Genomic DNA, 24,005 nt, shown 5'->3' with positions numbered 1-24,005 from the left:
GTAAATGCTTTCGCTTACATGGCTTCAGAAGACACGGCTGTATTCATCTCACCCGATCAATTACAAATTGGGCTATTCATCCAACTAGATTTACATTGGATGGATCACCCATTTCCTTTCGGCAGTTTCAAGGTTAAATCTGACGAGCAGATTAATACGCTTAAAAAACTGGGTTTAAAGCAGATTCGCTACATTCCTGAAAAAAGTGATTGTGCGCCTAATGCTGCACCGATCGCCAGTCTTCCAGTCGTGGAAAATGAAACAGCAGCGCTTGAAATTGATCCGGTGATTGCGGCCGAACTTGAGGCAAAACGCCTGCGACAAGCCGAACAACAGCGCCGCAAAGCTCAGCTAGCCGAATGCACCAAAGCATTTAGCCAAGCAGCAGTGGTCGTGCGCAAACTAAATAAAGAAGTGCACAGCAACCCGCGTGAAAGCATCGCGGCCGCCGAGCAGCTAATTGGCACCATGCTCGACTCACTGCTAACCGACAATGACATTGCGATTCATTTAATGAATGAAAAAGCGATGGGTGATGATCTATATTTTCATACACTCAACACCACGGTGCTAGCGCTGTTGTTAGCCAAAGAAATGAAACAAGAACGCGCGACCATTGAGCGCTTGGGGCTGGCCTCTTTACTGCATGATATTGGTAAGGTTGAAGTACCTGATCGTATTTTATTAAAAACCGACACCCTAAACCGCGCCGAAAAGACCTTGCTAGAACAACACTGCCAATGGGGAGTTGATGCCGCAAAACGCGCCAACTTGCCCGCAGAGGTATTGAGCATCATCGCGCAGCATCACGAATTTTGCGATGGCACCGGCTACCCGAAACAACTTAAGCTGGAACAAATCGACCCGTTAGCGCGTATTTTGGTGGTCGCCAATACCTACGATAACTATTGCAATAAAATCAATCCGGGCGATTCACTCACCCCGCATGAAGGACTGGCACTGATGTTTTCGCATCAGAAAGCCAAATTTGACCCCGCGCCGATGAATGTACTAATTCGCAGTCTGGGGGTTTACCCACCAGGGACACTCGTACAGTTATCGAACGAGCATTATGGTCTCGTCGTGGCGGTGAACTCGTCGCGCCCGCTTAAACCACAAGTCTTAGTGCATGATCCGGCCATCGGACGTGAAGAAGCAATGGTGCTTGATTTGGAAAGGCATCCCGACTTGAATATCAGCAAGGCTCTCAAAGCCAGCCAGTTGCCACGGCCAGTGCTAGCCTATCTAAATCCTCGCAAACGGATGACGTACTATTTTAGCCCAAGCGAAAATTGCGCATGATCCCCACCCATTTGCTCAGTGACTTTTGTGCCACTGCCATCCTCGTCGTCGACCCAACGACCGAAACCATTGTGGCGGCCAACCCCGCTTGCGAAAGCTTACTAGGCTATCGGCAAAGCCAACTAATTGGTATGCCCATTTCGACGATTGAAGTGGGTCTACAGGATGTGTTTTTCTGGGAGGACGTCCGCAGTGCGGGTGCCCAGGAAATCTCGCAAGTTGAAAGTGAATATCGACATCAAAACGGGCACTTTGTTTATGTCAACAAAACCGTTCGCTTGGTCAAACAGGACGCGCAAACGCTGTGCGTAATCTCAGCTCACGATATCAGCGCCAGCAAACGGCTGGAAGATGAAAGTGCTCGCACCAGCGCTCTATTGGCGGCCACACTCGAATCCACGATCGACGGTATTCTGGTCACCAATCTAGACGGACACATTATTAATTACAATCACCGCATGACCACCATGTGGCCATGGCGGCACGAAGGAGAGCAAACCTTCCATCATCAGCTCGCCGACTTCAAAGACCTATTGGAAGATCGCGCTAGTTTTGAACGTTGGGTCACCGCCCTTTTTCACGACCCCTATATTGACGAGCAAAAAACCTTCACCCTGCGCGATGGCAAGGTATTTGAAGTGAGCAGCTGCCCGCTGCAATATCGTGACGCACCGATTGGTCGCTTATTTTGCATCCATGATATTTCCGCGCTAAAAGCCAGCGAGGCTGCTCTGCGTGAGGCTCGCGATCAAGCGCAGCAAGCCAATAAAGCCAAATCAGATTTTCTGGCACACATGAGCCATGAGCTGCGCACTCCGCTCAATGCCATTCTTGGGTTTGCACAAGTAATCGAAGCCGATGGTCAAGGCGACAATCAAATTCTGGGCGGCTATATCCACAAAGCAGGTCAGCATTTGCTTGATTTAATCAATGAGGTGCTCGATCTGGCCAGTATTGAAGCCGGTAAATTGGCGTTACGGCTTGAATCTGTTGATGTCAGCGCATGTATTCATGATTGCGTCGAGCTAACCCAAGTACTCGCCAAAGAAAAAGGCATCGCACTGCATCTGAGCCCCCCTACTATCCCCTGTTTTATCTGGGCGGATGCTCGTCGGCTCAAACAGATGCTACTGAATTTGATCTCCAATGCCATTAAATACAATCGAGCAGATGGCTCGGTTAGCATTTCGACGCAACGCGTCCCCAATGGTAGCTGGCGCATCAAAGTGGAAGACACCGGCTTGGGCATTGCCGAAGCCGATCAGCAACGTCTATTTACCGCCTTTAACCGGGTAGGTAATAGCCAAACTAGCGTGGAAGGCACTGGGATCGGGCTGGCGTTTACCAAAAAACTAGCCCAAATGATGCAAGGCACGGTGGGGATGAGCAGCGAGCTTGCGGTAGGTAGCTGCTTCTGGATTGAATTACCGGCTGCGGTTGCCCCAGATTTAAGCCCGAATATTGTGCCAATTGCGCAGGATGAAAGCTCACGTACGGTGCTGTATATCGAAGACGATTTGCTATCGCAAAAACTAATGCAAAATATTCTGGCCAAACAACGGCCGAACTACCATTTCTTTACCGCTCAAACTGGTCAAGAAGGCATTGCCTTAGCAATGCAGATTGCACCTGATTTGATTTTGCTTGATCAGCAATTGCCGGATGCCACCGGATCGATGATTTTTGAACAATTGCAACAACACGAACGCACCCGTCATACCCCGTGCATAGCGTTGTCTGGCAATACCCTCCCCGAGCAAATCAACGATGCACTCCGGTTGGGGTTTAGCGCGTATTTGAGCAAACCATTGCAAATTAGCCAGGCCTTGCTGACTATCGACCAGATTATCTCGCAGAAGCGCGACGCAATATACAGCAAGGTATAGCCCGCAATTCCTTGCTTGAAAAAGCCCAGCTAAATATACCCGCCATTCTTTAAGGCCCACGCCACATGCTCACGCACCAATTCACTCGGGTCTTGCTGGCGCGCCAATAAAGCGGCGCCAATCGCAGGATTTGGCGCGGCATTGCCCAAACCAATCGCCAGATTGCTCAGCCATTTGGCATAACCAATCCGATAAATCGGGCTACCCGCCATTTTTTGCATGAAATCTGCCTCACTCCAGGCAAAGAGTTCAAGCAAAGTCACATTATCGAGGCCGTGCCGAATCGCAAAATCAGTCTCCGGGCTTTGCGCAGCAAAACGGTTCCATGGACAAACCAGCTGGCAATCATCACAGCCATACACCCGATTGCCGATGGCCTTACGAAACTCAAGCGGAATCGCGCCTTTTAACTCAATCGTCAGATAGGAAATACAGCGGCGGGCATCGACCTGATATGGCGCAACAATTGCCTGTGTTGGGCAGGCATCGATACAAGCGGTACATTTGCCGCAATGCTCAGCAGGAAGCGGCAAATCAGCGGGGAGTGGTAAGTCAGTAAAAATTTCGCCCAGAAAATAAAACGATCCAAACTCACGATTAAGCAATAGCGAATGTTTCCCGCGCCAACCTAAACCTGCTTGTTTTGCAAGCTCCACTTCCAGCACCGGTGCCGAATCGACAAAAACGCGATGCCCATACTCACCCACAGCGACGGCGATCTGATCCGCCAATTGCTGCAGACGATTGCGCAAAACTTTGTGATAATCACGCCCTAAGGCATAACGTGAGATATACGCCTTAGATGTATCGGCCAGAACTGCATCTGGAGCTTGCCCTCCCGACAGATACGGCATAAAAATACTGATCACTGACACAGTATTTGGTACTAATTCCGCTGGTCGGGCACGTTTTGGCCCGTGCCTTGCCATATAATCCATTTCGCCATGAAAGCCCTTGGCCAACCAAGCGTTTAGGCCACTTTCGGCGTGGCTCAAATCAATGCCGGTAATTGCCGCACGTGCAAAACCCAAAGCTTGCGCCCAAGTTTTAATTGACTGTGCTAATTGTGGATAATCCGGTGCGGGGCGAGAGCCTGTGTGCGTCATGTATATCAATTTTAACCGCGGAAGATTGCGTCAATGCAGCCCAATGATAACGCCTTTTCAGTTTTTTTAAGCGACGAAGACGCCACGATCGCATTCGGGGCGCAATTAGCAAAAGCCATTCAACCCGGGCTTACTGTGTTTCTAGATGGCAATCTGGGCGCAGGAAAAACCACCCTGACTCGCGGCGTGTTGCGTGGGCTGGGTTTTACCGGACGAGTGAAAAGCCCCACATATACCTTGGTTGAACCTTATACTGTTTCTAGCTTATACTTTTATCACTTTGATTTATATCGGTTTAATGACCCTAGCGAATGGGAAGATGCAGGGTTTCGCGATTACTTCAACCCCAACTCAGTTTGCCTGATTGAATGGGCAGAAAAAGCACAAGGGCAGCTGCCACGCGCAGACTGGCTCATTGAATTAGCCCCCGAGCATGAGGGGCGCCGTTTGCAACTTAGCGCATTGACTCCTTTAGGTTTGGCATGTCAGAACACTCTAAAATCGCTCAGCATTTAATCGCCACCGCACCATCAAAACTCGGGCGACGCGATGTGTTGCGCGGGTTGGCGGGGACGCTATTGCTATCGGTTACCCCAGTGGGTTTAGCCGCAACGAGCGCCAGCGTGGTCGCCGTACGTGTTTGGCCTGCGAATGCCTATACCCGAGTCACCATCGAGTCGAGTGCTCCGCTAACCTTTAAACAATTTTCACTCAAAGATCCGGACCGCCTAGTCGTTGATCTGGAGGGCATTGATTTAAATAATGAATTGCAAAGCCTCGCCGGTAAAGTGGGTGACAATGACCCGTACATCAAGCTGCTGCGCGCCGCACGCAATAAGCCGGGCGTAGTACGACTGGTGTTGGATTTAAAAGCCGCAGTGAAACCCCAGATTTTTACGCTAGATCCTATCGCCGAATACAAGCACCGCTTGGTGATCGACCTGTACCCTGCGGTGCAAACCGATGAATTGCTCGCATTCCTCAATGACAACTCACAGCTAAAAATGGATGTGGTTCCCCCCGCCGTACCGGCAGAGAAAACCGCCAGCCAAGCAAGCAATGTCAAACCTGCCGAGGCCAAAGCCAGCGATCCAAACAAAAAACCAACCGAGAATAAACCCACCGAAACAGTGGATCGCAGCAAACTTAAAGTTGATCGCTTAATCACCGTGGTGCTCGACCCAGGTCACGGAGGAGAAGACCCTGGCGCGGTTGGCCCGGGCGGGAATCACGAAAAAGCGGTGGTCTTGCAAATAGCCAAACGCTTGCGTGATTTACTACAAAGCGAACCCAACTTCCGCGTAGTCATGACGCGCGATGCTGATTTCTTTGTTCCGCTGGGCGTGCGAGTGCGCAAAGCGCGTGCGGTGCAGGCCGATCTGTTTGTCTCCATTCACGCAGATGCCTTTGTTCGCCCCGATGCCAATGGCAGCTCGGTATTCGCACTATCGGAAGGTGGTGCTTCCAGCACGGCTGCGCGCTGGCTGGCGCAAACGCAAAATGATGCCGATCTAATTGGCGGAGTAAAGGTAAAAGGCGGCGAGGATTTACGTAAAACCCTGCTCGATCTAACCACCACAGCCACCATTAACGATAGCTTGAAGTTAGGCAAAGCCATGCTGGGGGAACTGGGAAGTATTAACCGCTTGCATAAACCGAATGTCGAGCAAGCCAGTTTTGCCGTTTTGAAAGCACCCGATATTCCGTCAATCTTGGTGGAAACGGCTTTTATTTCCAACCCCGATGAAGAACGCAAGCTGATCGATGACGACTATCAGCAAAAAATGGCGCAAGCCTTATTCAAAGGTATTAAGCGCTATTTTGCCAAAAATCCACCACTGGCCCGCACTCGCATTGCGCAAAACCCCTGATTTATAATTTAACCCCAACGGCTTTACCAATCGCATCAAGCAGGCGGGCTGGAGTAAATGGCTTGACCACAAATCCGCTCGCCCCAAGGCTCAGTGCCTCGCGCACACGCTCCCCCGTGGCTTCACCACTCACCATAATCACCTTGGGCTGTGGGGTGAGTTTGAGTAATTGCGGCAGTAACTCTAGACCATCTGATTCGGGCAAATGAATATCAAGCAAGACCACGGTGGGCGTGTGATCCATACACATTTTCAAGCCCTCGTGCGCGTGCCCCACCTCGCCAATGACTTCAAAGGCAAGCTGGCGCAACAAAGCTCCCATTAAATTACGGATAATCGCGTCATCATCGATAATTATGCAGCTGATTTTCTTGGTACCCATCAAATATCACCCTAGATCTCAAGAATCACAGGTCGACTGATATACTGACGACCTCACTTGTTTCATATTAGACCAAACTCAACCAATGCCACGTATTCAGTTGCTTTCCGATCACTTAGTGAACCAAATTGCCGCAGGCGAAGTGGTCGAGCGCCCCGCTTCGGCGTTAAAAGAGTTACTTGAAAATAGTCTGGATGCGGGCAGTAAAAACTTGCAGATCGAATTGCAAGCCGGTGGCACAAAACTACTCAAAGTCATCGACGACGGCTGCGGCATTGCCAAAGACGATTTGGAATTAGCACTGCACCGCCACGCCACCAGTAAAATCGCCAGCATGGAAGATTTGGCGCGCGTCGGTACACTGGGCTTTCGTGGCGAGGGTTTAGCGTCGATTGCTTCCGTTTCGCGCTTAAGCTTAACCAGTAGATTTAACGATAATGGACAAATCTCGCAGTACGCGTGGCGTGTTGAAGCTGATCATGGCCGCATGCTTGACCCAGAGCCAGCCGCACTCGCAGCGGGTACCACGATTGAAGTGCACGAGCTGTATCACCAAGTACCAGCGCGCAAAAAGTTTCTGAAATCCGACGCGACCGAATACGCGCATTGCGCTGCGATGATCGAGCGTTTGGCGCTGGCCAACCCGCAAGTGCAGTTCACCGTCATCCACAATGGCCGCGCGCAAAATCGCTGGCAAGCGGGCGATTTGAATAAACGCGCTGCGGCAATTATCGGCGAAGAATTTGTCAAAACTGGGATTCCGGTTGACGAGGGCTTTGGCAATCTCAGATTGTATGGCATCGCCGGTTCGCCGACCTTGGGCAAATCGAGCCGTGACGCACAGTTTTTCTTTGTAAATGGGCGCTTTGTGCGCGATAAAGTCGTCCAACACGCGCTGCGCGAGGCGTATCGCGATGTGCTGCATCACAATATGCACGCAGCGTTTTGCTTATTTTTGGAGCTCGATCCTGAAGGTGTCGACGTCAATGTCCACCCGACCAAAATCGAAGTGCGCTTTCGAGAAAGCCAAGCGATCTACCGTTTTCTGATCACCAGCCTCTCAAAAGCACTTGCCAAAACCACCGCCGGCGCTGCAACGCAAGATACCCCACAAAGTATCGACCCAGAAACCGGTGAAGTATTAAGCTCTGCGGCCATACCCCAAGGCGAACTCAAACCACAAGACTATGCACAGATGGCCTATCGCCATCAGCAAGCAATGCCCTTGCCAATGGCTAACGAACCGTTCGCCAGCTATGGATCAAGCTCGAACGAACCATTCTCCGGCACTGGAAAATACTCAAGCGAGGCGAATTCCAGTCATGGATCGGAATCAACTCAGCAGCGCAGTCACTTCAGCTACCGCGACAACGCGCCCTCGTCTGCTGCACCGATGGCGTTTTACGACACGCAATTTGGCGATCTACGCCGCGATACCCCAGCCAGTACTGGCACGCAGCCAGCTTGGATGAAGCAACTCGAAGCCATACGCCCAGTGCCAAGCCGTTCAGCCAATGATTATTTACCCGCCGGCAGCGCCAGCAACACCGCGCTGCCCGAAGCCGACGACGCGGCGATTCCGCCGCTGGGCTTTGCTTTGGCGCAGCTGCACGGCGTGTATATTTTGAGCCAAGTGGCTGACGGCCTGATTGTCGTCGACATGCACGCGGCGCACGAACGTGTGGTGTACGAAAAACTCAAAACCGCGCTCGATCTGCAAGCCATGCCAATGCAGCCCTTGCTGATCCCGCATGTCTTCGCCGCCGACAAGCTCGACGTCGCCACTGTTGAAGATCACGCCGAAGAGTTGGTTGGCTTAGGTTTGGAAATTTCAGTCTCATCGCCAACGCAATTGGCGGTGCGCGCGGTGCCGATGCTGCTGCAAAACAGCAATCCGGTGGAGCTCGCGCAAGCGATGCTGCGCGATATTCGCCAAGTCGGCGTTTCGCAAGTGCTGTCCGGTCGGCGCAATGAATTACTCGCAACGATGGCCTGCCACGGCTCGGTGCGCGCCAATCGCCAATTGACGATCCCCGAAATGAACGCGCTGCTGCGCGAAATGGAAGTCACCGAACGAAGCGGCCAATGCAATCACGGCCGTCCTACGTGGTTTCGCTTGAGCATGAATGATTTGGATAAACTCTTTATGCGGGGGCAATAAAATGACAAAGCATTCACTACCTCCCGCCATCTTCATCATGGGCCCGACCGCCAGCGGCAAAACCGCCGCAGCGATGCATTTGCTCGAATCGGGCTTACCCGTTGAACTGATTTCGGTCGACTCAGCCTTGGTGTTTCGCGATATGGATGTTGGCACAGCCAAACCCACGCGCGAAGAATTGCAGCGTGCGCCACATCATTTAATCGATATTATTGACCCAACCGAAGTCTATTCGGCCGCGCAATTTCGCACCGACGCCCGTGCGCTGATGGATGACATCACCGCGCGCGGTAAAGTACCAGTGCTGGTCGGTGGCACGATGTTGTATTTCAATACACTAGAACAAGGCATTCATGATTTGCCAGAAGCAGATGCGGCGCTGCGCGAGCAAATCCATACCGATGCGCTGAAATTAGGCTGGCCCGCGATGCACGAACGCCTCGTGGCGCTCGACCCGATCACCGCCGCGCGCCTGTCACCCAATGACTCGCAACGGATCGAGCGCGCGATTGAGATTTGCATTCTGGCTGGCAGGCCGATGTCGGCGATTTTAGCCGAACCAACACAAGACACGCTGCAATATAATTTGCTCAAAATTGCACTCTTGCCTAGCGATCGGGCGGTACTTCATCAGCGCATTGAAACGCGCTACGACACGATGCTCAGCGGCGGTTTGGTTGAAGAAGTAAAAATGCTGCGAGAAAAATATCCGCTCAATCTTGATCTACCATCAATGCGCTGCGTGGGCTATCGCCAGACTTGGGAATATCTCGATGGCGAAATCGACCTAAAAACCAGTAGAGAAAAAGGTATCGCGGCGACACGGCAATTGGCCAAACGGCAAATGACCTGGCTCAGGGGGATGGAAAATCTGACTACACTGGATTGCTTATCGAAAGACCTAACCCAAGTTGTGAGCAATCGGTGTGTAACTCAGATCACAACAAAATAACATACCTGATGCACTACAGTAATAATACAGAAAGAATTGGTGTTTTCCCTGATATGATATAAGGGCGCCGCTAAGCGCTTTTTATACTCATAATTCATAGGAAAACAAATGAAACTCAAACATTTGGCACTGGCATTCGCTTCTGCATTCACGTTTGGTTCCGCTCAAGCTGCATTTATCCCTGTTGGAGTTCAGAATGACCTGTCATTCACACAGGTTACTGGCAATTGGGGTTGGACATTAGCCTATAGCAATAGCTATAGCAGCACGGATTCAATTGATAATTTGTTCGCCAATGTAAAAGCAGGGCAATGGGTTATGATTGGAGCTCGAAAGCATGGCACTGATGTTATTGATGTTGCAGCTGCTGCCAAAATAGAAGATGTAAAAACATTTACCAGTTTGAATACTACCCATTCAGCAAATGGCAGCGAATGGTACTACAATAATTACTCAATCGGTTTTGCTGGTTTGGGACAAACAATTAGCCAAAACCAAGCAGATACAAACGGATCGAATGAACGCAGCCGCCTAAGTTGGCACACAGTTGGGGCTGGCGGCCCCAATCAAGTGCCAACAGCTCTAAATTATGGGGGCTGGCGTAGTGGCAATAACCTAAATCTTAATGGTTCAAATGCATTTGACCGCGTTATTTTTACAGCTAACGTAGCCCCTGTCCCAGAACCAGAAACCTATGCTTTGATGGGCATGGGATTGGTTGGTTTGTTGGCTGCACGTCGTCGTAAAGCAAAACAAGCTTAATTTGCTATCGCAGCAAAGACAAAACGGCACCTCGGTGCCGTTTTTTTATTGCACCGATTGAAGTTTTATTTCGCTAACGGCCAAAAAGCCGGGTCGTGCAGTAAATTGCCAATGCCGTTAATCACAAACTGCCCGCCAATGCAAATTAACATAAAGCCCATGATGCGCGAGATGGCGCTAATGCCATCTTCGCCGAGCAAACGGTACAGCTTGGTCGAAGCGCGTAGCGTGAGCCATGAAATATACGCCACCAGCAAGATGTCGATCACGACCATCAGATAACCAGCCAGACTGGTAAGACTTTTTGGAAATGGATGCTAGATGACATCGCGCGCGCCCGCGATTAAACCGGGACCAGAGAGCAAAGGCATAGCCAGCAATGTAGCAAATAACCGCACTACTGCAGTCTGATCGCGCCGTATTGCACCAAACTATGGCATACATTTAGACACAATACAGTCCGAAAGCTTGGTCGACAAAATCAAAACGCTACGTGAGAAATACACACTAAATTTTGTATGCCTGCAATGCACTGCGCTGGCTATCAACAGGCTTGGGAATATCTCGACGGCGAAATCGATCAAAAACCAGCTGAGAAAAAGTAATTGACACGACGTAGCGATTTGGCAAACGAAAAATGGCCTAGCTACGAGTGATGGAAAGCTCATATGCATTCAACGGGCTTAACACTTGAGCACTTCCAAAAAATTAAACACAAATTGAAAGTTACACAACTTTACAATAATTTAAAAATATACAAACAAACCCTTCAATTAATCTTTAATAAAATTACCATAAATTAATATAACAACAATCTGTGTACACACATCAACACAAACCAAACCAATTTGTCGCTTACACGCAAGATTAGAACTAGAATTCGTTCGCCATTAAGGCTTAACAGCTCTTTTTTTTGATTATTGTAGTTTTATATTGCAATAATTATTTTATAAAACTGCAATCATTCTAAAGATCAGCAAAGCTTCACGACCGAAATAGCACAAAACATTCTCTAACCAAATCCACTCAATGAGATATTAATGAATAAAACACTTATTGCTCTAGTTCTTGCCACGGTTTCAACACTTTCACACGCAGCAGTGTTTGATGGAAAAACAGCACAGTTCCAATACTACACCCGTAGCCTAAACAACCCAATTGGCGCTCCAACAGAATTAAGTTCAAACAAAACTATAAATTTTCAAAATGCATTTAATATCAGCTTAAATAAAAACAACATTATTATTAATTTCTTAACAACCAATAGATTTAACAGCAGCGGCACCTTCGGTGGATTTAAAATCTCAGACACAAAGAATCAGTTCAATGATTTTAAATCATTCACCGTACTATCAAACAATGGTATGACTCAACTAACAAACAACAACCTGAGTTTTGATGGTGACAACTTATTTGTCAATTGGAGAGGCTTATCGTTCACTAACGGTGGTACTGTGGAGTTGAGTGTGACTACAGTCGCTCCAGTCCCAGAACCAGAAACCTATGCTTTGATGGGCATGGGTTTGGTAGGTTTGTTGGCTGCACGTCGTCGTAAAGTTAAACAAGCTTAATTTCGTATCGGTTTAAATAAAAAACGGCACCACGGTGCCGTTTTTTATTGCGTCAATTTCAAATTTACTTCGCTAATGGCCAAAAAACTGGGTCGTGCAGTAGATTGCCAATGCCGTTAATCACAAATTGGACGCCAATGCAGATCAGCAAAAAGCCCATAATCCGCGAGATGGCATTAATGCCGTCTTCGCCGAGGACGCGATACAGCTTGGTTGAGGCGCGTAGCGTTAGCCATGAAATATACGCTACCAGCAAGATGCCAATCACCACAGTCAGATAACCCAGCCACACCGGCAAAGCGGTTTGCGTATGCACGCCCGACGACATCGAAATCACCACCGCAATCGAGCCGGGGCCGGATAGTGATGGCATCGCCAGTGGGGTAAACGAAATATCACGTTTGCTGCTATTGGGCGCATTGCTCGCATCGTGCGGCTCGCCAAACAGCATATCAAAACCAAAATAGCTCACGATTAAGCCCCCGGCGATGCGCAAGCCGGGAATCGAAATATTGAAAAAATCCATAATCAGCGCGCCAGCCAGCAGGAAAGTGACCAAAATCCCTGCCATATAAATACACGCACGTTTCACCTGGTTGTCGCGCTCTGCTGCGGATAAATGCGCCGCCATCCCTGGCAAAATCGATACGGTGATCAGCGGATTGGTAATCGGTAGCAAGGCCGAAATGGTTGCCAGCACGGTGGCAAATATTTCAAAAATGATTTTTTCCATGGGTATGGCTTTACAAGACTCAGAATAGAATGACTACAGCGCAATACATACAGAAACAGTACTAGCAATCTGGCTACACACGTGGCGAGTTCACAGCACAAATGTCGGCGTTGATGCATCTGCATTGCATGCTCAGTATACGCCGATTGCATGTGTCTTAATGGGTAATCCTGCCGCTAGAATAGGGGCTACAGCTCATGATGTGTCGATTAGCTATCCTGATCATGGGTATTTTTGAGAAAATCAAACATCGTTTTCTGCAAATTTGGCTCATTCTCCAACGCTTCAATCACCTTGGCCAAACTGGTGAGCTCGGCGTAGTCTTGCCGAATGTGCGGATATACAAAATCATAGTCACGAAAAAACATTGTCCAGAGCGGGAATCTCCGCTGCATCAACACTTCTTCGCTAATGAGCTCCACATTTTCATGGCGCGTATCTTGCATAATCCGCTGAAAAACCATGCGGATCATATCCGGCTGGCCTTCAATGTATTGCAGAAAATAGCCTTCTTGATACAGCAATAAACCACTCACATCGTTGTGCGCATTGCGCACCTGACACTCTCGCATCAATTGCATGCGCATATCTTCAGTTAGCTTGCGTTTGGAATGGCTGATATAGGTTAGGCCTAGAAACATCATGAAACTCCCGAATATTTCTAGTTTTAGCCCAATTCATCGCAAAACACAGCAATTCCTGTCGCGCGGACGGTCCCCATAAAAAAGCCGCATCATATTGATGCGGCTTTTTAAGTTGCGGTACGTAGATTTATGCGCCCAACGCCTTCAGGGTCTGGTCACGCACAGCTTCAACGGCTTGCGTGCCGTCGATTTTGATGTATTTTGGCGCTTTTTCGTCGCCAGACGCGGCCATTTTGCCGTAGAAGCCCACCAATACTTCGGTTTGCTCGTGGTAAACGCCCAAGCGTTTCAGTACCACTTCTTCTTTGTCGTCGTCACGCTGGATCAGGTCTTCACCGGTTTCGTCGTCTTTACCTTCCACTTTTGGTGGATTGTATTTCACGTGGTAAGTGCGACCTGAAGCCACATGCACACGGCGGCCGGCCATACGATCAACGATGGCGGCATCCGGTACGTCGATTTCCACCACGTAGTCGATATCCACGCCGGCAGCGATCATCGCTTCAGCTTGTGGAATCGTGCGTGGGAAGCCGTCAAACAGGAAGCCATTGGCCGCGTCGGGCTGCGCAATGCGCTCTTTCACCAAGCCGATGATGATGTCATCGCGCACCAAACCGCCCGCATCCATAATCGCCTTGGCTTCTAGGCCCAGTGGCGTGCCGGCTTTCACCGCGGCGCGCAGCATGTCGCCCGTCGAAATTTGTGGAATATTGAATTTTTCGCGGATATAGTTAGCTTGAGTGCCTTTACCAGCGCCTGGTGCGCCCAGAAGAATTAATCGCATTGCTCTGTTCCCCATCGTGTCATAAAAAATAAGTTTAAAACCCAAAGTTCCCCTGCTTGGCGACCTAGCCTTGCCTGAATACTTTTGTCTATCTACTTAAAACTGTGATCTGCTGCTGTTTTAGTTGTTTTTTACTTCATCACGCCTGCGCAAATACGGCACGCACTCGTGCTAAATCTTCGGGCGTATCGACACCTGCGGCGGGCGCTTGGGCCGCGCGGTAAACGCCGATTTTATAGCCATGCCAGAGCACCCGTAGCTGCTCAAGCATTTCAATGTCTTCTAATTTGGATGCAGCTAGCTGCGCGTAGGCGCGCAAAAATCCAGCCCTATAAGCGTATATGCCGATATGCCTTTGTGCATCTAGTTCAGCGGGCAATACCCAGTCTTCATCGCTATTGTCATCGGCAAAAGAATCACGATCCCACGGAATCGGCGCGCGGCTAAAATACATCGCCTCAGCAGCGGCATTGCAGACCACTTTAACCACATTAGGATTAAAAAAATCTTCGGCGTTATCAATAGAGTGGCTGGCAGTTGCCATCGCCAGCGCCGGATTGGCCACCAGTTGCGCCGCCACCGCGTTAATCAGCGCCGGATCAATCAGCGGTTCATCACCTTGCACATTCACCACAATCGCGTCATCGCTCAATGCCATGCGATCAACCATTTCCGCTAAGCGATCAGTGCCCGACGGGTGATCGGCGCGGGTCAGCATGCAGGCGTAATCCGCCGCGACCACCGCGTCTTGCACCGCCATATCATCGGTAGCAACGACGACCATTTCAGCGTCAGATTTGAGTGCTTGCTCAATCACACGCACGACCATTGGTTTGCCCGCAATATCGGCCAGCGGTTTATTCGGTAAACGGGTCGATTTAAGGCGGGCGGGGATAATGGCGATGAAGCTCATGGACGGCAATCTCTGTGCTGGGCGAGTGGAATTAAACTTCTTCGTCAGCGGCCAATTGGCGCGCTTCGCTTTCCAGCATCACAGGGATGCCATCTTTAATGCCAAAAGCGATCCGATCAGCTTTACACACTAACTCTTGCGCTTCTTTTTTGAACACCAAGGGGCCTTTGCAAACTGGGCAGACTAAAATCTCAAGCAATTTGGCGTCCATGATTTACCTTTTCTCTTTCAATGCTTTCAAATGAATATCGATGCGCTGCGCCAAGTCAGGGGAAATCACCGCTTGGACCGGCAAAACCCAGATTCTACCACCCCATACGTGCTCAGTGTCAGCCGAGCGGAGTAGCGCAGCAATTTTCACCGCGTCTTTTTCTGTGACAATGATCTCGCCCGTGGCGGGCAAATCGGCCAGCGTAAACGCATGATGATCAGGGAAAACATGCTCGATGTAGCTAAAACTTAGGCCTAATAGCGTGTTGAAAAAGCGTTGTGGATTACCGATGCCAACCACCGCGTGCAATGGCGCAGCAAAATCAGCCGCAGTGCGAGTGTCGTTACGATCATCCAGCCGATAGCAGCGCTCGGCCAGTAGCTGCATTTGATGGCGAGACACATACTCACCACCGTATTGCTTCGCAGGTAAATTATTATCTAACTCAGCGGGCAATACCCCATTAATCACCACCGCATTCACCGTAGCTAGCCGCGCCACACCTTCACGCAATGGTCCTGCAGGCAAACGCAAGCCATTACCCACCCCGCGCGTTGCATCGACGACACAAATCTCAAAATCACGCGCCAGCGCATAGTGTTGCAAACCATCGTCACACAGCAGCAGATTCACCCCCGGATAAGCCGCCAGCAACACCTTACCCGCCTCTGCACGGCGACGCGCGACAAAGACCGGCACATCCAGATCAGCGAGCGAGCGGCGCATCAACAGCGGCTCATCGCCCACATCGCGAGGCAAACTATCCAAAGCCACTGCACGCACCGCACCGTCATCATCAGCACGGCCATAACCACGCGAAATAATCCCCACCCGCCAACCGAGCGCACTCAAACCACGCGCCAATGCAATCGTCAGCGGCGTCTTGCCGGTACCACCCGCCGTGATATTACCCACCACAATGACCGGCACCGGCAATCGGGTGGATTTTTTAATCCCGAGTTTGAATAGCGCGGCATTGAGCGTAGCCAGCGCGGCAAACAGCAAGGAGAGCGGCCACAACAGCAGCGCCCCCAGCGAGAGCGAGCGACGATACCAGAGGCGATGGATCAGGGATTCGAGGTTCATAAATAATGTAAGGAGTATTCGCCGCGCAGCGGCAATACGCCGGAAGGTTAAGATCAATAATGGCGCAATACCTACGGCGATTGCGTTTATTCAGCAACGATTGTATGGCCTGCTCACGCAGGCGGTAAACCGGCGGTTTCGCCCGCCGGACGAGTTAGGGGTTGGTCTTGCCCAACCCCTAACAACCCCTGCGCGCCCGATCGACGCGAAACCCCGTCCGTCCGGCAATTGGCAAGGCGCCGCAAAACTCGCTGCGCGCTACCGTCGCGCAGCTCAAACAGGTTGCGGCTTAAAACCTTGCCAATCACCTCCCGAACGGTGCGTCTCCACGGGCAATCTGTACTAATTAGCACAGGGGTATATCAATCAAAGCAATAATTGAACTAGCTTTCAGAGCAACACCACTGCATGTATATGCGGTAATCGTCGGGCTGCGCCATCTCCCCTGCAGCAGCGCCGAGCGAGGAACAGGCGGGGCGGGAATTCGGTTGCGCCTGTTTTGTTAAGCGCAATCGCCGCCTCGACTGTCCGCAGCGAGGGCATCGGCGTAGCCGACGCAGATGCGGGGTCGCCTTTCTTTGCTGACTTTCTTTGGCGAAGCAAAGAAAGTCAGTGCCGCGGCGCACAGCCGCTAATCTCGGCTTATCAGTTCAACTCACCTAGGGCTGCTCTATCGCCTAACCTACGAAACTAAAGCTACCTGATGATAGTGGCCAAACAAATAAACTCCGCATCTACATCCGACTTTTCAAGAAGAAAAATCATTTCATTTGGAGGTATTTTCTCACTAAATCGAACTTCACTATAATTTCCATTTGCATCCCAAGACGTGGCGTATAAAAGCTTCGATGAATAGGTTCCGCACTCGTATTCATAGCGAGCATCATAACCATGTATCTGGATTGGGTCTAAAACAGTTCTTTTTACCCAAGCTCTTAGTTTGCCTCCGCTCATTTTCTTAATGCTATATGGCATTAATTCGGACTTTAAATGCTCATTTTGGAAAATAACCGCCGCAGTTTTTAACTCCCCTGCGATTGTTTCAGCTGCAATGAAAATTTGAATCAACAATACCGCGATTACAACTCTCAATACTAGACCCTTGTTAAATTCAATTGTCGAAACAAAAACGGCGCCTAAGCGCCGTTTTTGAAATCAATCCAATTACTTCCCTGTAGTCTGCGTCGCAAACGTCAACTTGCCATATCCGGCAGTTCTCGCCGCTTCCATTACATTGACCACCGACTGATGGCTGGTTTGCGCATCGGCATTGATGACAATCATCGGGTCGGCATTGTTGCCTGCGGCACGACGTAGCAGCACTGCAAATTCGTCTGGGCTGGCAAACGCAGTAGTGTCGCCGTTAATCGCGTATTGCCCATTGGCTGAAATGCCAACTTGAATAGTCTGCGGTTGCTCGACTTGCTTTTCCGCATCGGCCGTTGGCAGATTGATTTTGAGCTCGGCGAATTTGGAATACGTCGTCGTCGCCATCAGAAAAATCAAAATCACCAGCAAGACGTCGATCAACGGGATAAAGTTGATTTCGGGTTCGACGCGCGCGCGTCCTTTACGAAATTTCATATTTTCTAACCTCAACAGGCCTCAAGAACGGAGCGAGAAGCCTAAAGACAAGGTTGAAAGCGACGAAAAACCGGAATTTACATGTGGTAAATGAGGATTTTGAGCCGCTTTCCGCCTGCAAATTAAATCCAGTCTGCAGTATTTGGGCTTCGCAGCCCGTTCCCAGTGAATTAGTGGTGGCGCTCGCCGTGAACAACCTCTACGAGCTTGATCGCCTGCTGTTCCATTTCAACCACAAAGTCATCCACTTTGCTGGCAAAGTAGCGATAGAACATTAGCGCAGGTACCGCCACCATAATACCGAAAGCGGTGTTGTACAGCGCGATCGAGATACCATGGGCCAACGCAGCCGGGTTGCCGCCACCGCTCGGTGCTTGCGAGCCGAAAATTTCAATCATCCCGATGACGGTACCAAATAAACCTAATAATGGCGTCACCGCGGCCAGAGTACCAAGGGTAGAAAGGTAACGATTCAGATCGTGCGCGACAGCGCTACCAGTTTCTTCGATCGACTCTTTCATGATTTCGCGTGAGCTTTTCACGTTCTTTAAACCGGCCGCCAAAACTCGGCCTAATGGGCTGGAAACCGCCAGTTTATTGAGCGTTTCAGCATTAACCCCTTGCGCACGGTATTCTTGTACCACCTTGGCAAGCAAACCCGTTGGCAACACCTGGGATTTACGCAAAGAGAGCAAACGCTCGATGATGATAGTCACAGTGGCAACAGAGGCGGCGATAATCAGCCAAATCGGCCAGCCAGCAGCCTGAATGATGGCGTACATAGTGGTTTAAACCTTAGATGAAAAGTGGATCTGAAGTCTTGCGCGAAAACCGCGTAACTTTAGCCGCTATTTACCGCTTCGGGAAGAGGTTATCATTACAGCGCCCAAGCGCAGCCAAGCTATTTTGCCATCGTTTGCGGTGGCTTGTCGTACAAATCCGCAGGCGGCTCAACAACAGTGTGCACAGAACAAAAAGTGGCTTAAGCAGCAGATCTAATTATGTTTTTTTGTTTACTCACACTTCCTGTGGATAACTTTGTGAGCAAGTGCGTAAAACTGCGCTAAAAGCGGCATAAATGCTGCATATAATCAGCTTTTCACTGCTTATAGCAAAAATATATTATCTATAAAAATCAGCAACTTAAATCGTATTTATTAACTACAAGATTCAATTTACCCTGCAAAGGGCTTAGAAACTGGATTTTGTGGATTACTCAAGGTGTTTTCGGCGTGAATCTTGATTTGTCAAGTCCCTCAAAAGCTGTAGTGTCTGTCACACAACTGAATCGTGACGTGCGAATGTTGCTAGAAACCGGCTTCCCTAGCTTGTGGGTTGCGGGGGAAATTTCTAACTTTAAGCGTTATGATTCAGGCCATTGCTACTTCAGTTTGAAAGATGCGAATGCACAAGTGCGTTGCGTCATGTTTCGCGGCCGAGCAGCCCTACTCGACTTTGCTCCGCGCGAAGGATTGCAAGTAGAAGTGCGTGCGGTGGTGTCGCTCTACGAGGCGCGCGGGGATTTTCAGCTAACTATTGAGGCGATGCGTATGGCGGGTCAAGGCGCTTTATTTGAGCGCTTTGAGGCATTGAAAAAGCAATTGGCCGCCGAAGGGCTATTTGCGAATGAGCGTAAACAAGCGCTACCGCACTTTCCGCGTCGAATTGGGATTGTGACATCCCCTGCTGCTGCGGCACTGCGCGATGTCCTGACGACGCTAGCGCGCCGGATGCCCAATATTGAGATCATTCTCTATCCCACAGCCGTGCAAGGCGCTGATGCGGCCAAGCAGATTGCGCGCGCGATTGCGCAGGCCGCCAGCCGCAATGAAGTAGATACACTGATTATTTGCCGCGGTGGTGGCAGCCTAGAAGATTTGTGGTCCTTTAATGAAGAAATCGTTGCACGCGCGATTGCTGCTTGCCCAATTCCGACGGTGAGCGGGGTTGGGCACGAGACTGATTTTACAATGGCCGATTTTGTTTCCGACGTTCGAGCGCCAACGCCAACTGCAGCGGCCGAACTGGTCAGCCCAAATCGGGCAGAATTGCTACAGCGTCTAAGCCAACTTAAGCAGCGCCAACTGCGCGTTTTGCAATATCAGCTTCAACAACGGATGCAGCAACTTGATCAGTTGGCGCGACGCCTCATTCATCCGGGGCAACGACTGAGCCAGCAAAAAACTGACCTCCACAATCAAGCACGCCGCTTACAACAGGCCATGCGCTTTAGCCAGCAGCAGCGCACGCAGGCGCTGGCACGGCAAGCATTGCAGCTCAGCTACGCACGCCCCAATCCGACACTGATTCGCCCCGTTTTGCAGCAAAAACAGCAACGTTTACAGCGTGCAATCCAGCGTATGCTTGAGCAGCGCCAGCAATATTTGAAGCAAGCACAGTTGCAACTCATGCCATGGGACCCACAACAAGTCCTGTCACGCGGCTATGCTTTAGTCAGCCGCCCCAACGGTCAAATTGTGCGCAGCGCACTGGCCGTACGTGCTGGGGATGCCCTGCAAGTGCGCTTTGCCGATGAGCAGATTAGCGTGGAAGTACGGCAAGGAATTATTCAACAACCCGAGCTAGAGCTATAACATCAGCAATACTCCCAATGGGTGTAGGGTTGTAGATCAGCTTTAATGATGATTACCAATCAATACCCTACGGGAGATGGCATCAATGCACGATCGTGAATGGCTCAATCAGGCAATCCAGACCATCGAGGCTGACTACAATCGCTCGGCGGATACACACTTGATACCCGTGCATCTACCCGCCTACCCGAACATTGATTTTTATCTGAAAGACGAATCGAGTCACCCAACAGGCAGCTTAAAGCACCGCTTGGCGCGTTCGCTGTTTATGTATGCGCTGGCCAATGGTTGGCTACATCAGAAAAGTACGGTGATCGAAGCCTCTAGCGGCTCGACTGCGGTGTCCGAAGCCTATTTTGCTCGCCTGCTTAATTTGCCATTTATTGCCGTGATGCCGGCCAGCACCAGCCCCGAGAAAATTGCCGCCATCGAATTCTATGGTGGACGCTGTCATTTTGTGGCAAACCCCGGCCAAATCAGCGCTGAATCACAACGCTTGGCACAAGAAACCGGCGGCCATTTTATGGATCAATTTACCTATGCCGAACGCGCTACCGATTGGCGCGCCAACAATAATATCGCAGAGTCGATCTTTAGCCAGATGGCGCTCGAGCGCTTTCCGATCCCGAAATGGATCGTAGCCAGTTGCGGTACAGGTGGTACTAGCGCGACACTGGGGCGCTATGTGCGCTATCGCCGACTCGGCAGTGGTATTGCCTGCGTCGACCCGGAAAACTCAGTGTTCTTCGATGCCTACCAGCACCGGCGGCAAGATTTAACGCTAGATAAGGGCTCGCGCATCGAAGGCATCGGCCGGCCTCGTGTTGAAGCATCGTTTATTCCATCGGTAATCGATCGGATGTTGCAAATCCCCGACACCCTCAGCTTGGCTGCCACGCACTGGCTAAGCAAGAAAATTGGCAAAAAAGTCGGTGGCTCAACCGGTTGCAACTGGATTGGTGTTATGCAATTAGCCCAAGAAATGCATCAACGTGGTGAAGCCGGCAGCATTGTGACTTTGCTCTGTGATAGTGGGGAGCGCTATGCTCAAACCTATTTTTGTCCCGATTGGCTGACTAAAAATGACTTTGATCTTAGCGATGCTGGTTGGCAAATAATCGACTGTTGCGAGCACGGAAAAGCACTCCCTAAGCTCAAACAAAATTAGCACCAGCCCAACTGGCATTAACGAAACATTAATTGTGATACCAGTTATTTACTTTCTTTCTCCCTGAGCGCATGCTTCGTTTGCGTCCAACCTTACAAAGAGAAGGTGCGCACAACACCTAGCAAAAGGTGAGCACCAGATCTGAGGTAGCGATTATGGGCGCAATACAAATCAACGGAGAATGGAAGAGATGAATAAACTCACCAAAACGATCATCGCGGGTTCGCTCGTGATGATTGGCGGCCAAGTCATGGCTGCAGATTGCGCAGCACCATGGTCTGCCACCACCACCTATAGCGCTACTGGCACCACCGTGAGCCAAAACGGCCACAATTACACCAATAAATGGTGGACACTCAACGAAGATCCAAGCAAAGCTGGCGCGTGGGGCGTTTGGGCTGATGCAGGCATTTGCGGAACAGGTACAACGACTCCAGCACCAACCGCCGTAGTGACTGCCGCACCAACCGCGACTCCAGTTGTAACTGCGGTTCCAACCACCGCGCCGACCACAGCTCCCACCGCAAAACCAACGGCGACTCCAGTGGTGACTACACCACCAGCGGGCACATGTGCCGTATGGGCCGAAGGCGCCAGCTATAAAACCGGCGATGTCGTGAGCTACAACGGCGTAAGCTACACCGCCCTGAGCGCGCATACCGCCTTTGTGGGTGCGGGCTGGACTCCAGCAACCACACCAACTCTGTGGAAAGTAGGCGGTAGCTGCGGCGTTGTGCCGACGGCAGCCCCAACGGTAGCACCGACCACCGCACCAACTACAGCACCAACCGCCACGCCGAAGCCAACTGCAGCACCGACCGTAGCGCCGACAACCGCACCTACGACGGCCCCAACTACAGCACCGACAGCGACGCCAAAACCGACCACTGTACCCACAGTGGTTCCAACCACGGCACCAACAGCAGCCCCAACGGTAGCGCCAACCACTGCACCAACTACGGCGCCAACGGCAGCACCAACTCCAGTTGGCCCAACCCCGACACCAGCACCGGTGGGTAGCCGTGAAGTCGGTTCTTACTTCACGCAATGGGGTGTGTACGACAGCGCCTTCTTTGCCAAAGCGGTGCAAGATAGCGGCGCAGCGGCCAAGCTGACTTTCATCAACTACGCGTTTGGCAATATCTACAAACAAGCCGATGGCACCATCAAGTGTGATAGCGGCATTAATAAAGCCAACGATGGCAATACCGCCGGCGATGGTGGCGATGCCTGGGCTGATTACCAGATGGATTACGCGGCCAAAGACTCAGTCGATGGCGTTGCCGATACGTGGGAAAGCACGCTTAAAGGTAACTTTAACCAGCTGAAAAAACTGAAAGCCAAAAACCCGAACCTGAAGATCTTTATTTCTCTGGGTGGCTGGACTTGGTCGCGTTACTTCTCCACCGCAGCATCAACCGATGCCAACCGTAAAGCGCTGGTGGCTTCGTGTATCGATGTTTACCTCAAAGGTAATCTGAAAAAATCGGGCGGCGACCCGGCTGGTGGTGCTGGCGTGGCCAAAGGTATCTTCGACGGTATCGATATCGATTGGGAATACCCAGGCGTACAAGGGATTGGCAATAACGTGGTGGATGCGGTCAACGACAAGCACAACCTCACCTTGCTGATGGCCGAGTTCCGCAAACAGCTGGATGAATACGGCGCGAGCCAAGGTGGCAAGAAATTCTACCTCACCGCCGCCATTGGCGCGGGTAGCGAGAAAATCGACCAAACCGAGCCAGCGCAATACAGCAAATCGATGGATTGGGTGAATGTCATGACCTATGACTTCCACGGTGATTGGGATGACACCACCAACTTCCATTCACACCTGTATCCAGATCCAGCCGATCCAACCGTCGGCATCGCCCGCACCTACAACATCGACGATGCGCTGACCAAACTGATGGCCAATGGCATGCCAGCCGATAAAATCGTGCTGGGTATTCCGTACTATGGTCGCGGCTTTGGCGGGGTAGCGAGCACCAATGATGGTCTGTATCAGAAGAAAACGCGCGCTGCGGGTAAAGTCGGCGTACAAACCGAAGCCGGTTATGGTGATTACAAAGCGCTGAAAGATGTGGCTGGGGTCCGCAAATACCACCCAGTGACCAAACAGCTGTACTTGTACACCACCACGGGCGACTGGTGGAGCTATGACGACGTGCAAACCATCCGCCTGAAAAACGACTACCTGAAGGCCAAAGGTCTGCGTGGTAACTTCAGCTGGGCGCTCGATGGTGACGACGCCAATGCAACGTTAACCAAAACCATGGCTGAAATTAAGTAAAT

General features: G+C 50.8%; 22 protein-coding genes and 1 pseudogene. 11 read left to right on the top strand and 12 right to left on the bottom strand.

Annotated elements, in window-relative coordinates:
- Positions 1 to 18 precede the first annotated feature (18 nt).
- Positions 19 to 1,302: an HD-GYP domain-containing protein gene (locus HZU75_RS12445; RefSeq protein ID WP_180306349.1), complete on the top strand. Its 1,284-nt coding sequence runs from the start codon at positions 19 to 21 to the stop codon at positions 1,300 to 1,302.
- On the top strand, positions 1,299 to 3,188 hold the full coding sequence (locus HZU75_RS12440) for a PAS domain-containing hybrid sensor histidine kinase/response regulator (protein ID WP_180306348.1): 1,890 nt from the start codon (positions 1,299 to 1,301) through the stop codon (positions 3,186 to 3,188). Before HZU75_RS12445 ends, HZU75_RS12440 begins: the two co-directional genes overlap by 4 nt.
- A gap of 29 nt (positions 3,189 to 3,217) precedes the next feature.
- Here the strand turns inward: HZU75_RS12440 and queG are convergent, their stop codons facing one another.
- Complete coding sequence (gene queG, locus HZU75_RS12435) at positions 3,218 to 4,294, bottom strand: tRNA epoxyqueuosine(34) reductase QueG (RefSeq protein WP_180306347.1); 1,077 nt, start codon at positions 4,292 to 4,294, stop codon at positions 3,218 to 3,220.
- Between the two features lie 33 nt (positions 4,295 to 4,327).
- On the opposite strand from queG, the gene tsaE reads away from it, so the two are divergent.
- Positions 4,328 to 4,810, top strand: coding sequence for a tRNA (adenosine(37)-N6)-threonylcarbamoyltransferase complex ATPase subunit type 1 TsaE (tsaE, locus tag HZU75_RS12430; RefSeq protein ID WP_180306346.1), 483 nt, complete (start codon positions 4,328 to 4,330; stop codon positions 4,808 to 4,810).
- Positions 4,777 to 6,165 (top strand): N-acetylmuramoyl-L-alanine amidase, encoded by a 1,389-nt coding sequence (locus HZU75_RS12425; protein WP_308419417.1) that lies wholly within the window; start codon positions 4,777 to 4,779, stop codon positions 6,163 to 6,165. The genes tsaE and HZU75_RS12425 overlap by 34 nt, the downstream gene beginning before the upstream one ends.
- 1 nt (position 6,166) lies before the next feature.
- On the opposite strand, the gene HZU75_RS12420 is transcribed toward HZU75_RS12425, so the two are convergent.
- The gene (locus HZU75_RS12420) at positions 6,167 to 6,547 is read right to left on the bottom strand and encodes a response regulator (RefSeq protein ID WP_180306345.1); all 381 of its coding nucleotides are present in this window, start codon (positions 6,545 to 6,547) and stop codon (positions 6,167 to 6,169) included.
- Between the two features lie 85 nt (positions 6,548 to 6,632).
- Here HZU75_RS12420 and mutL point away from each other — a divergent pair, with 85 nt between their 5' ends.
- The 3 genes from mutL (at position 6,633) to HZU75_RS12405 (ending at position 10,422) form a co-directional block, all read left to right on the top strand.
- Positions 6,633 to 8,708: a DNA mismatch repair endonuclease MutL gene (mutL, locus tag HZU75_RS12415; RefSeq protein ID WP_180306344.1), complete on the top strand. Its 2,076-nt coding sequence runs from the start codon at positions 6,633 to 6,635 to the stop codon at positions 8,706 to 8,708.
- Position 8,709: 1 nt separating this feature from the next.
- Positions 8,710 to 9,660, top strand: a complete 951-nt coding sequence (miaA, locus tag HZU75_RS12410; protein WP_180306343.1) for a tRNA (adenosine(37)-N6)-dimethylallyltransferase MiaA — start codon at positions 8,710 to 8,712, stop codon at positions 9,658 to 9,660.
- 108 nt (positions 9,661 to 9,768) lie between these two features.
- The gene (locus tag HZU75_RS12405) at positions 9,769 to 10,422 is read left to right on the top strand and encodes a PEP-CTERM sorting domain-containing protein (protein ID WP_180306342.1); all 654 of its coding nucleotides are present in this window, start codon (positions 9,769 to 9,771) and stop codon (positions 10,420 to 10,422) included.
- A gap of 65 nt (positions 10,423 to 10,487) precedes the next feature.
- On the opposite strand, the gene HZU75_RS12400 is transcribed toward HZU75_RS12405, so the two are convergent.
- Positions 10,488 to 10,712, bottom strand: coding sequence for a MarC family protein (locus tag HZU75_RS12400; protein ID WP_265575746.1), 225 nt, complete (start codon positions 10,710 to 10,712; stop codon positions 10,488 to 10,490).
- Between the two features lie 1,182 nt (positions 10,713 to 11,894).
- Between HZU75_RS12400 and HZU75_RS17800 the strand changes: the two are divergent.
- Positions 11,895 to 11,993 (top strand): annotated as a pseudogene (locus HZU75_RS17800) (PEP-CTERM sorting domain-containing protein); the annotation flags it as partial.
- 64 nt (positions 11,994 to 12,057) lie between these two features.
- On the opposite strand, the gene HZU75_RS12390 reads toward HZU75_RS17800, so the two are convergent.
- The 9 genes from HZU75_RS12390 to HZU75_RS12350 all read right to left on the bottom strand — a co-directional run bounded on the left by HZU75_RS12390 (position 12,058) and on the right by HZU75_RS12350 (position 18,730).
- Complete coding sequence (locus HZU75_RS12390) at positions 12,058 to 12,726, bottom strand: MarC family NAAT transporter (RefSeq protein WP_180306340.1); 669 nt, start codon at positions 12,724 to 12,726, stop codon at positions 12,058 to 12,060.
- Positions 12,727 to 12,935: 209 nt separating this feature from the next.
- A complete protein-coding gene (locus HZU75_RS12385) occupies positions 12,936 to 13,370 on the bottom strand; it encodes a BLUF domain-containing protein (protein WP_180306339.1) in 435 nt (144 codons plus the stop codon).
- 127 nt (positions 13,371 to 13,497) lie between these two features.
- Positions 13,498 to 14,154 (bottom strand): adenylate kinase, encoded by a 657-nt coding sequence (adk, locus tag HZU75_RS12380; RefSeq protein ID WP_180306338.1) that lies wholly within the window; start codon positions 14,152 to 14,154, stop codon positions 13,498 to 13,500.
- A 139-nt stretch (positions 14,155 to 14,293) separates the two neighbouring features.
- Positions 14,294 to 15,067: a 3-deoxy-manno-octulosonate cytidylyltransferase gene (gene kdsB, locus HZU75_RS12375; RefSeq protein WP_180306337.1), complete on the bottom strand. Its 774-nt coding sequence runs from the start codon at positions 15,065 to 15,067 to the stop codon at positions 14,294 to 14,296.
- A gap of 31 nt (positions 15,068 to 15,098) precedes the next feature.
- Positions 15,099 to 15,278: a Trm112 family protein gene (locus HZU75_RS12370; protein WP_180306336.1), complete on the bottom strand. Its 180-nt coding sequence runs from the start codon at positions 15,276 to 15,278 to the stop codon at positions 15,099 to 15,101.
- 3 nt (positions 15,279 to 15,281) lie between these two features.
- Positions 15,282 to 16,364, bottom strand: coding sequence for a tetraacyldisaccharide 4'-kinase (gene lpxK, locus HZU75_RS12365; protein WP_180306335.1), 1,083 nt, complete (start codon positions 16,362 to 16,364; stop codon positions 15,282 to 15,284).
- 696 nt (positions 16,365 to 17,060) lie between these two features.
- On the bottom strand, positions 17,061 to 17,456 hold the full coding sequence (locus tag HZU75_RS12360; RefSeq protein WP_180306334.1) for a hypothetical protein: 396 nt from the start codon (positions 17,454 to 17,456) through the stop codon (positions 17,061 to 17,063).
- Positions 17,457 to 17,528: 72 nt separating this feature from the next.
- Positions 17,529 to 17,948: an ExbD/TolR family protein gene (locus HZU75_RS12355; RefSeq protein WP_180306333.1), complete on the bottom strand. Its 420-nt coding sequence runs from the start codon at positions 17,946 to 17,948 to the stop codon at positions 17,529 to 17,531.
- Positions 17,949 to 18,118: 170 nt separating this feature from the next.
- Positions 18,119 to 18,730 (bottom strand): MotA/TolQ/ExbB proton channel family protein, encoded by a 612-nt coding sequence (locus tag HZU75_RS12350; protein WP_180306332.1) that lies wholly within the window; start codon positions 18,728 to 18,730, stop codon positions 18,119 to 18,121.
- Positions 18,731 to 19,216: 486 nt separating this feature from the next.
- On the opposite strand from HZU75_RS12350, the gene xseA reads away from it, so the two are divergent.
- From xseA to HZU75_RS12335, 3 genes are all read left to right on the top strand, one after another.
- Positions 19,217 to 20,542 (top strand): exodeoxyribonuclease VII large subunit, encoded by a 1,326-nt coding sequence (xseA, locus tag HZU75_RS12345; RefSeq protein WP_228028051.1) that lies wholly within the window; start codon positions 19,217 to 19,219, stop codon positions 20,540 to 20,542.
- 85 nt (positions 20,543 to 20,627) lie between these two features.
- On the top strand, positions 20,628 to 21,710 hold the full coding sequence (locus HZU75_RS12340) for a PLP-dependent cysteine synthase family protein (RefSeq protein ID WP_180306330.1): 1,083 nt from the start codon (positions 20,628 to 20,630) through the stop codon (positions 21,708 to 21,710).
- Between the two features lie 190 nt (positions 21,711 to 21,900).
- Positions 21,901 to 24,003 carry a glycosyl hydrolase family 18 protein gene (locus tag HZU75_RS12335; RefSeq protein ID WP_228028050.1) on the top strand — a complete coding sequence of 701 codons (2,103 nt, stop codon included), beginning with the start codon at positions 21,901 to 21,903 and terminating at the stop codon, positions 24,001 to 24,003.
- The last annotated feature ends 2 nt before the right edge of the window (positions 24,004 to 24,005 follow it).

Origin of the sequence: Chitinibacter fontanus (genome assembly GCF_013423785.1) — a bacterium.
Classification (GTDB): Bacteria; Pseudomonadota; Gammaproteobacteria; order Burkholderiales; family Chitinibacteraceae; genus Chitinibacter; species Chitinibacter fontanus.
The sequence above is the reverse complement of the archived record's forward strand: the minus strand, read 5'-3'. Positions and strand labels throughout refer to the sequence as shown.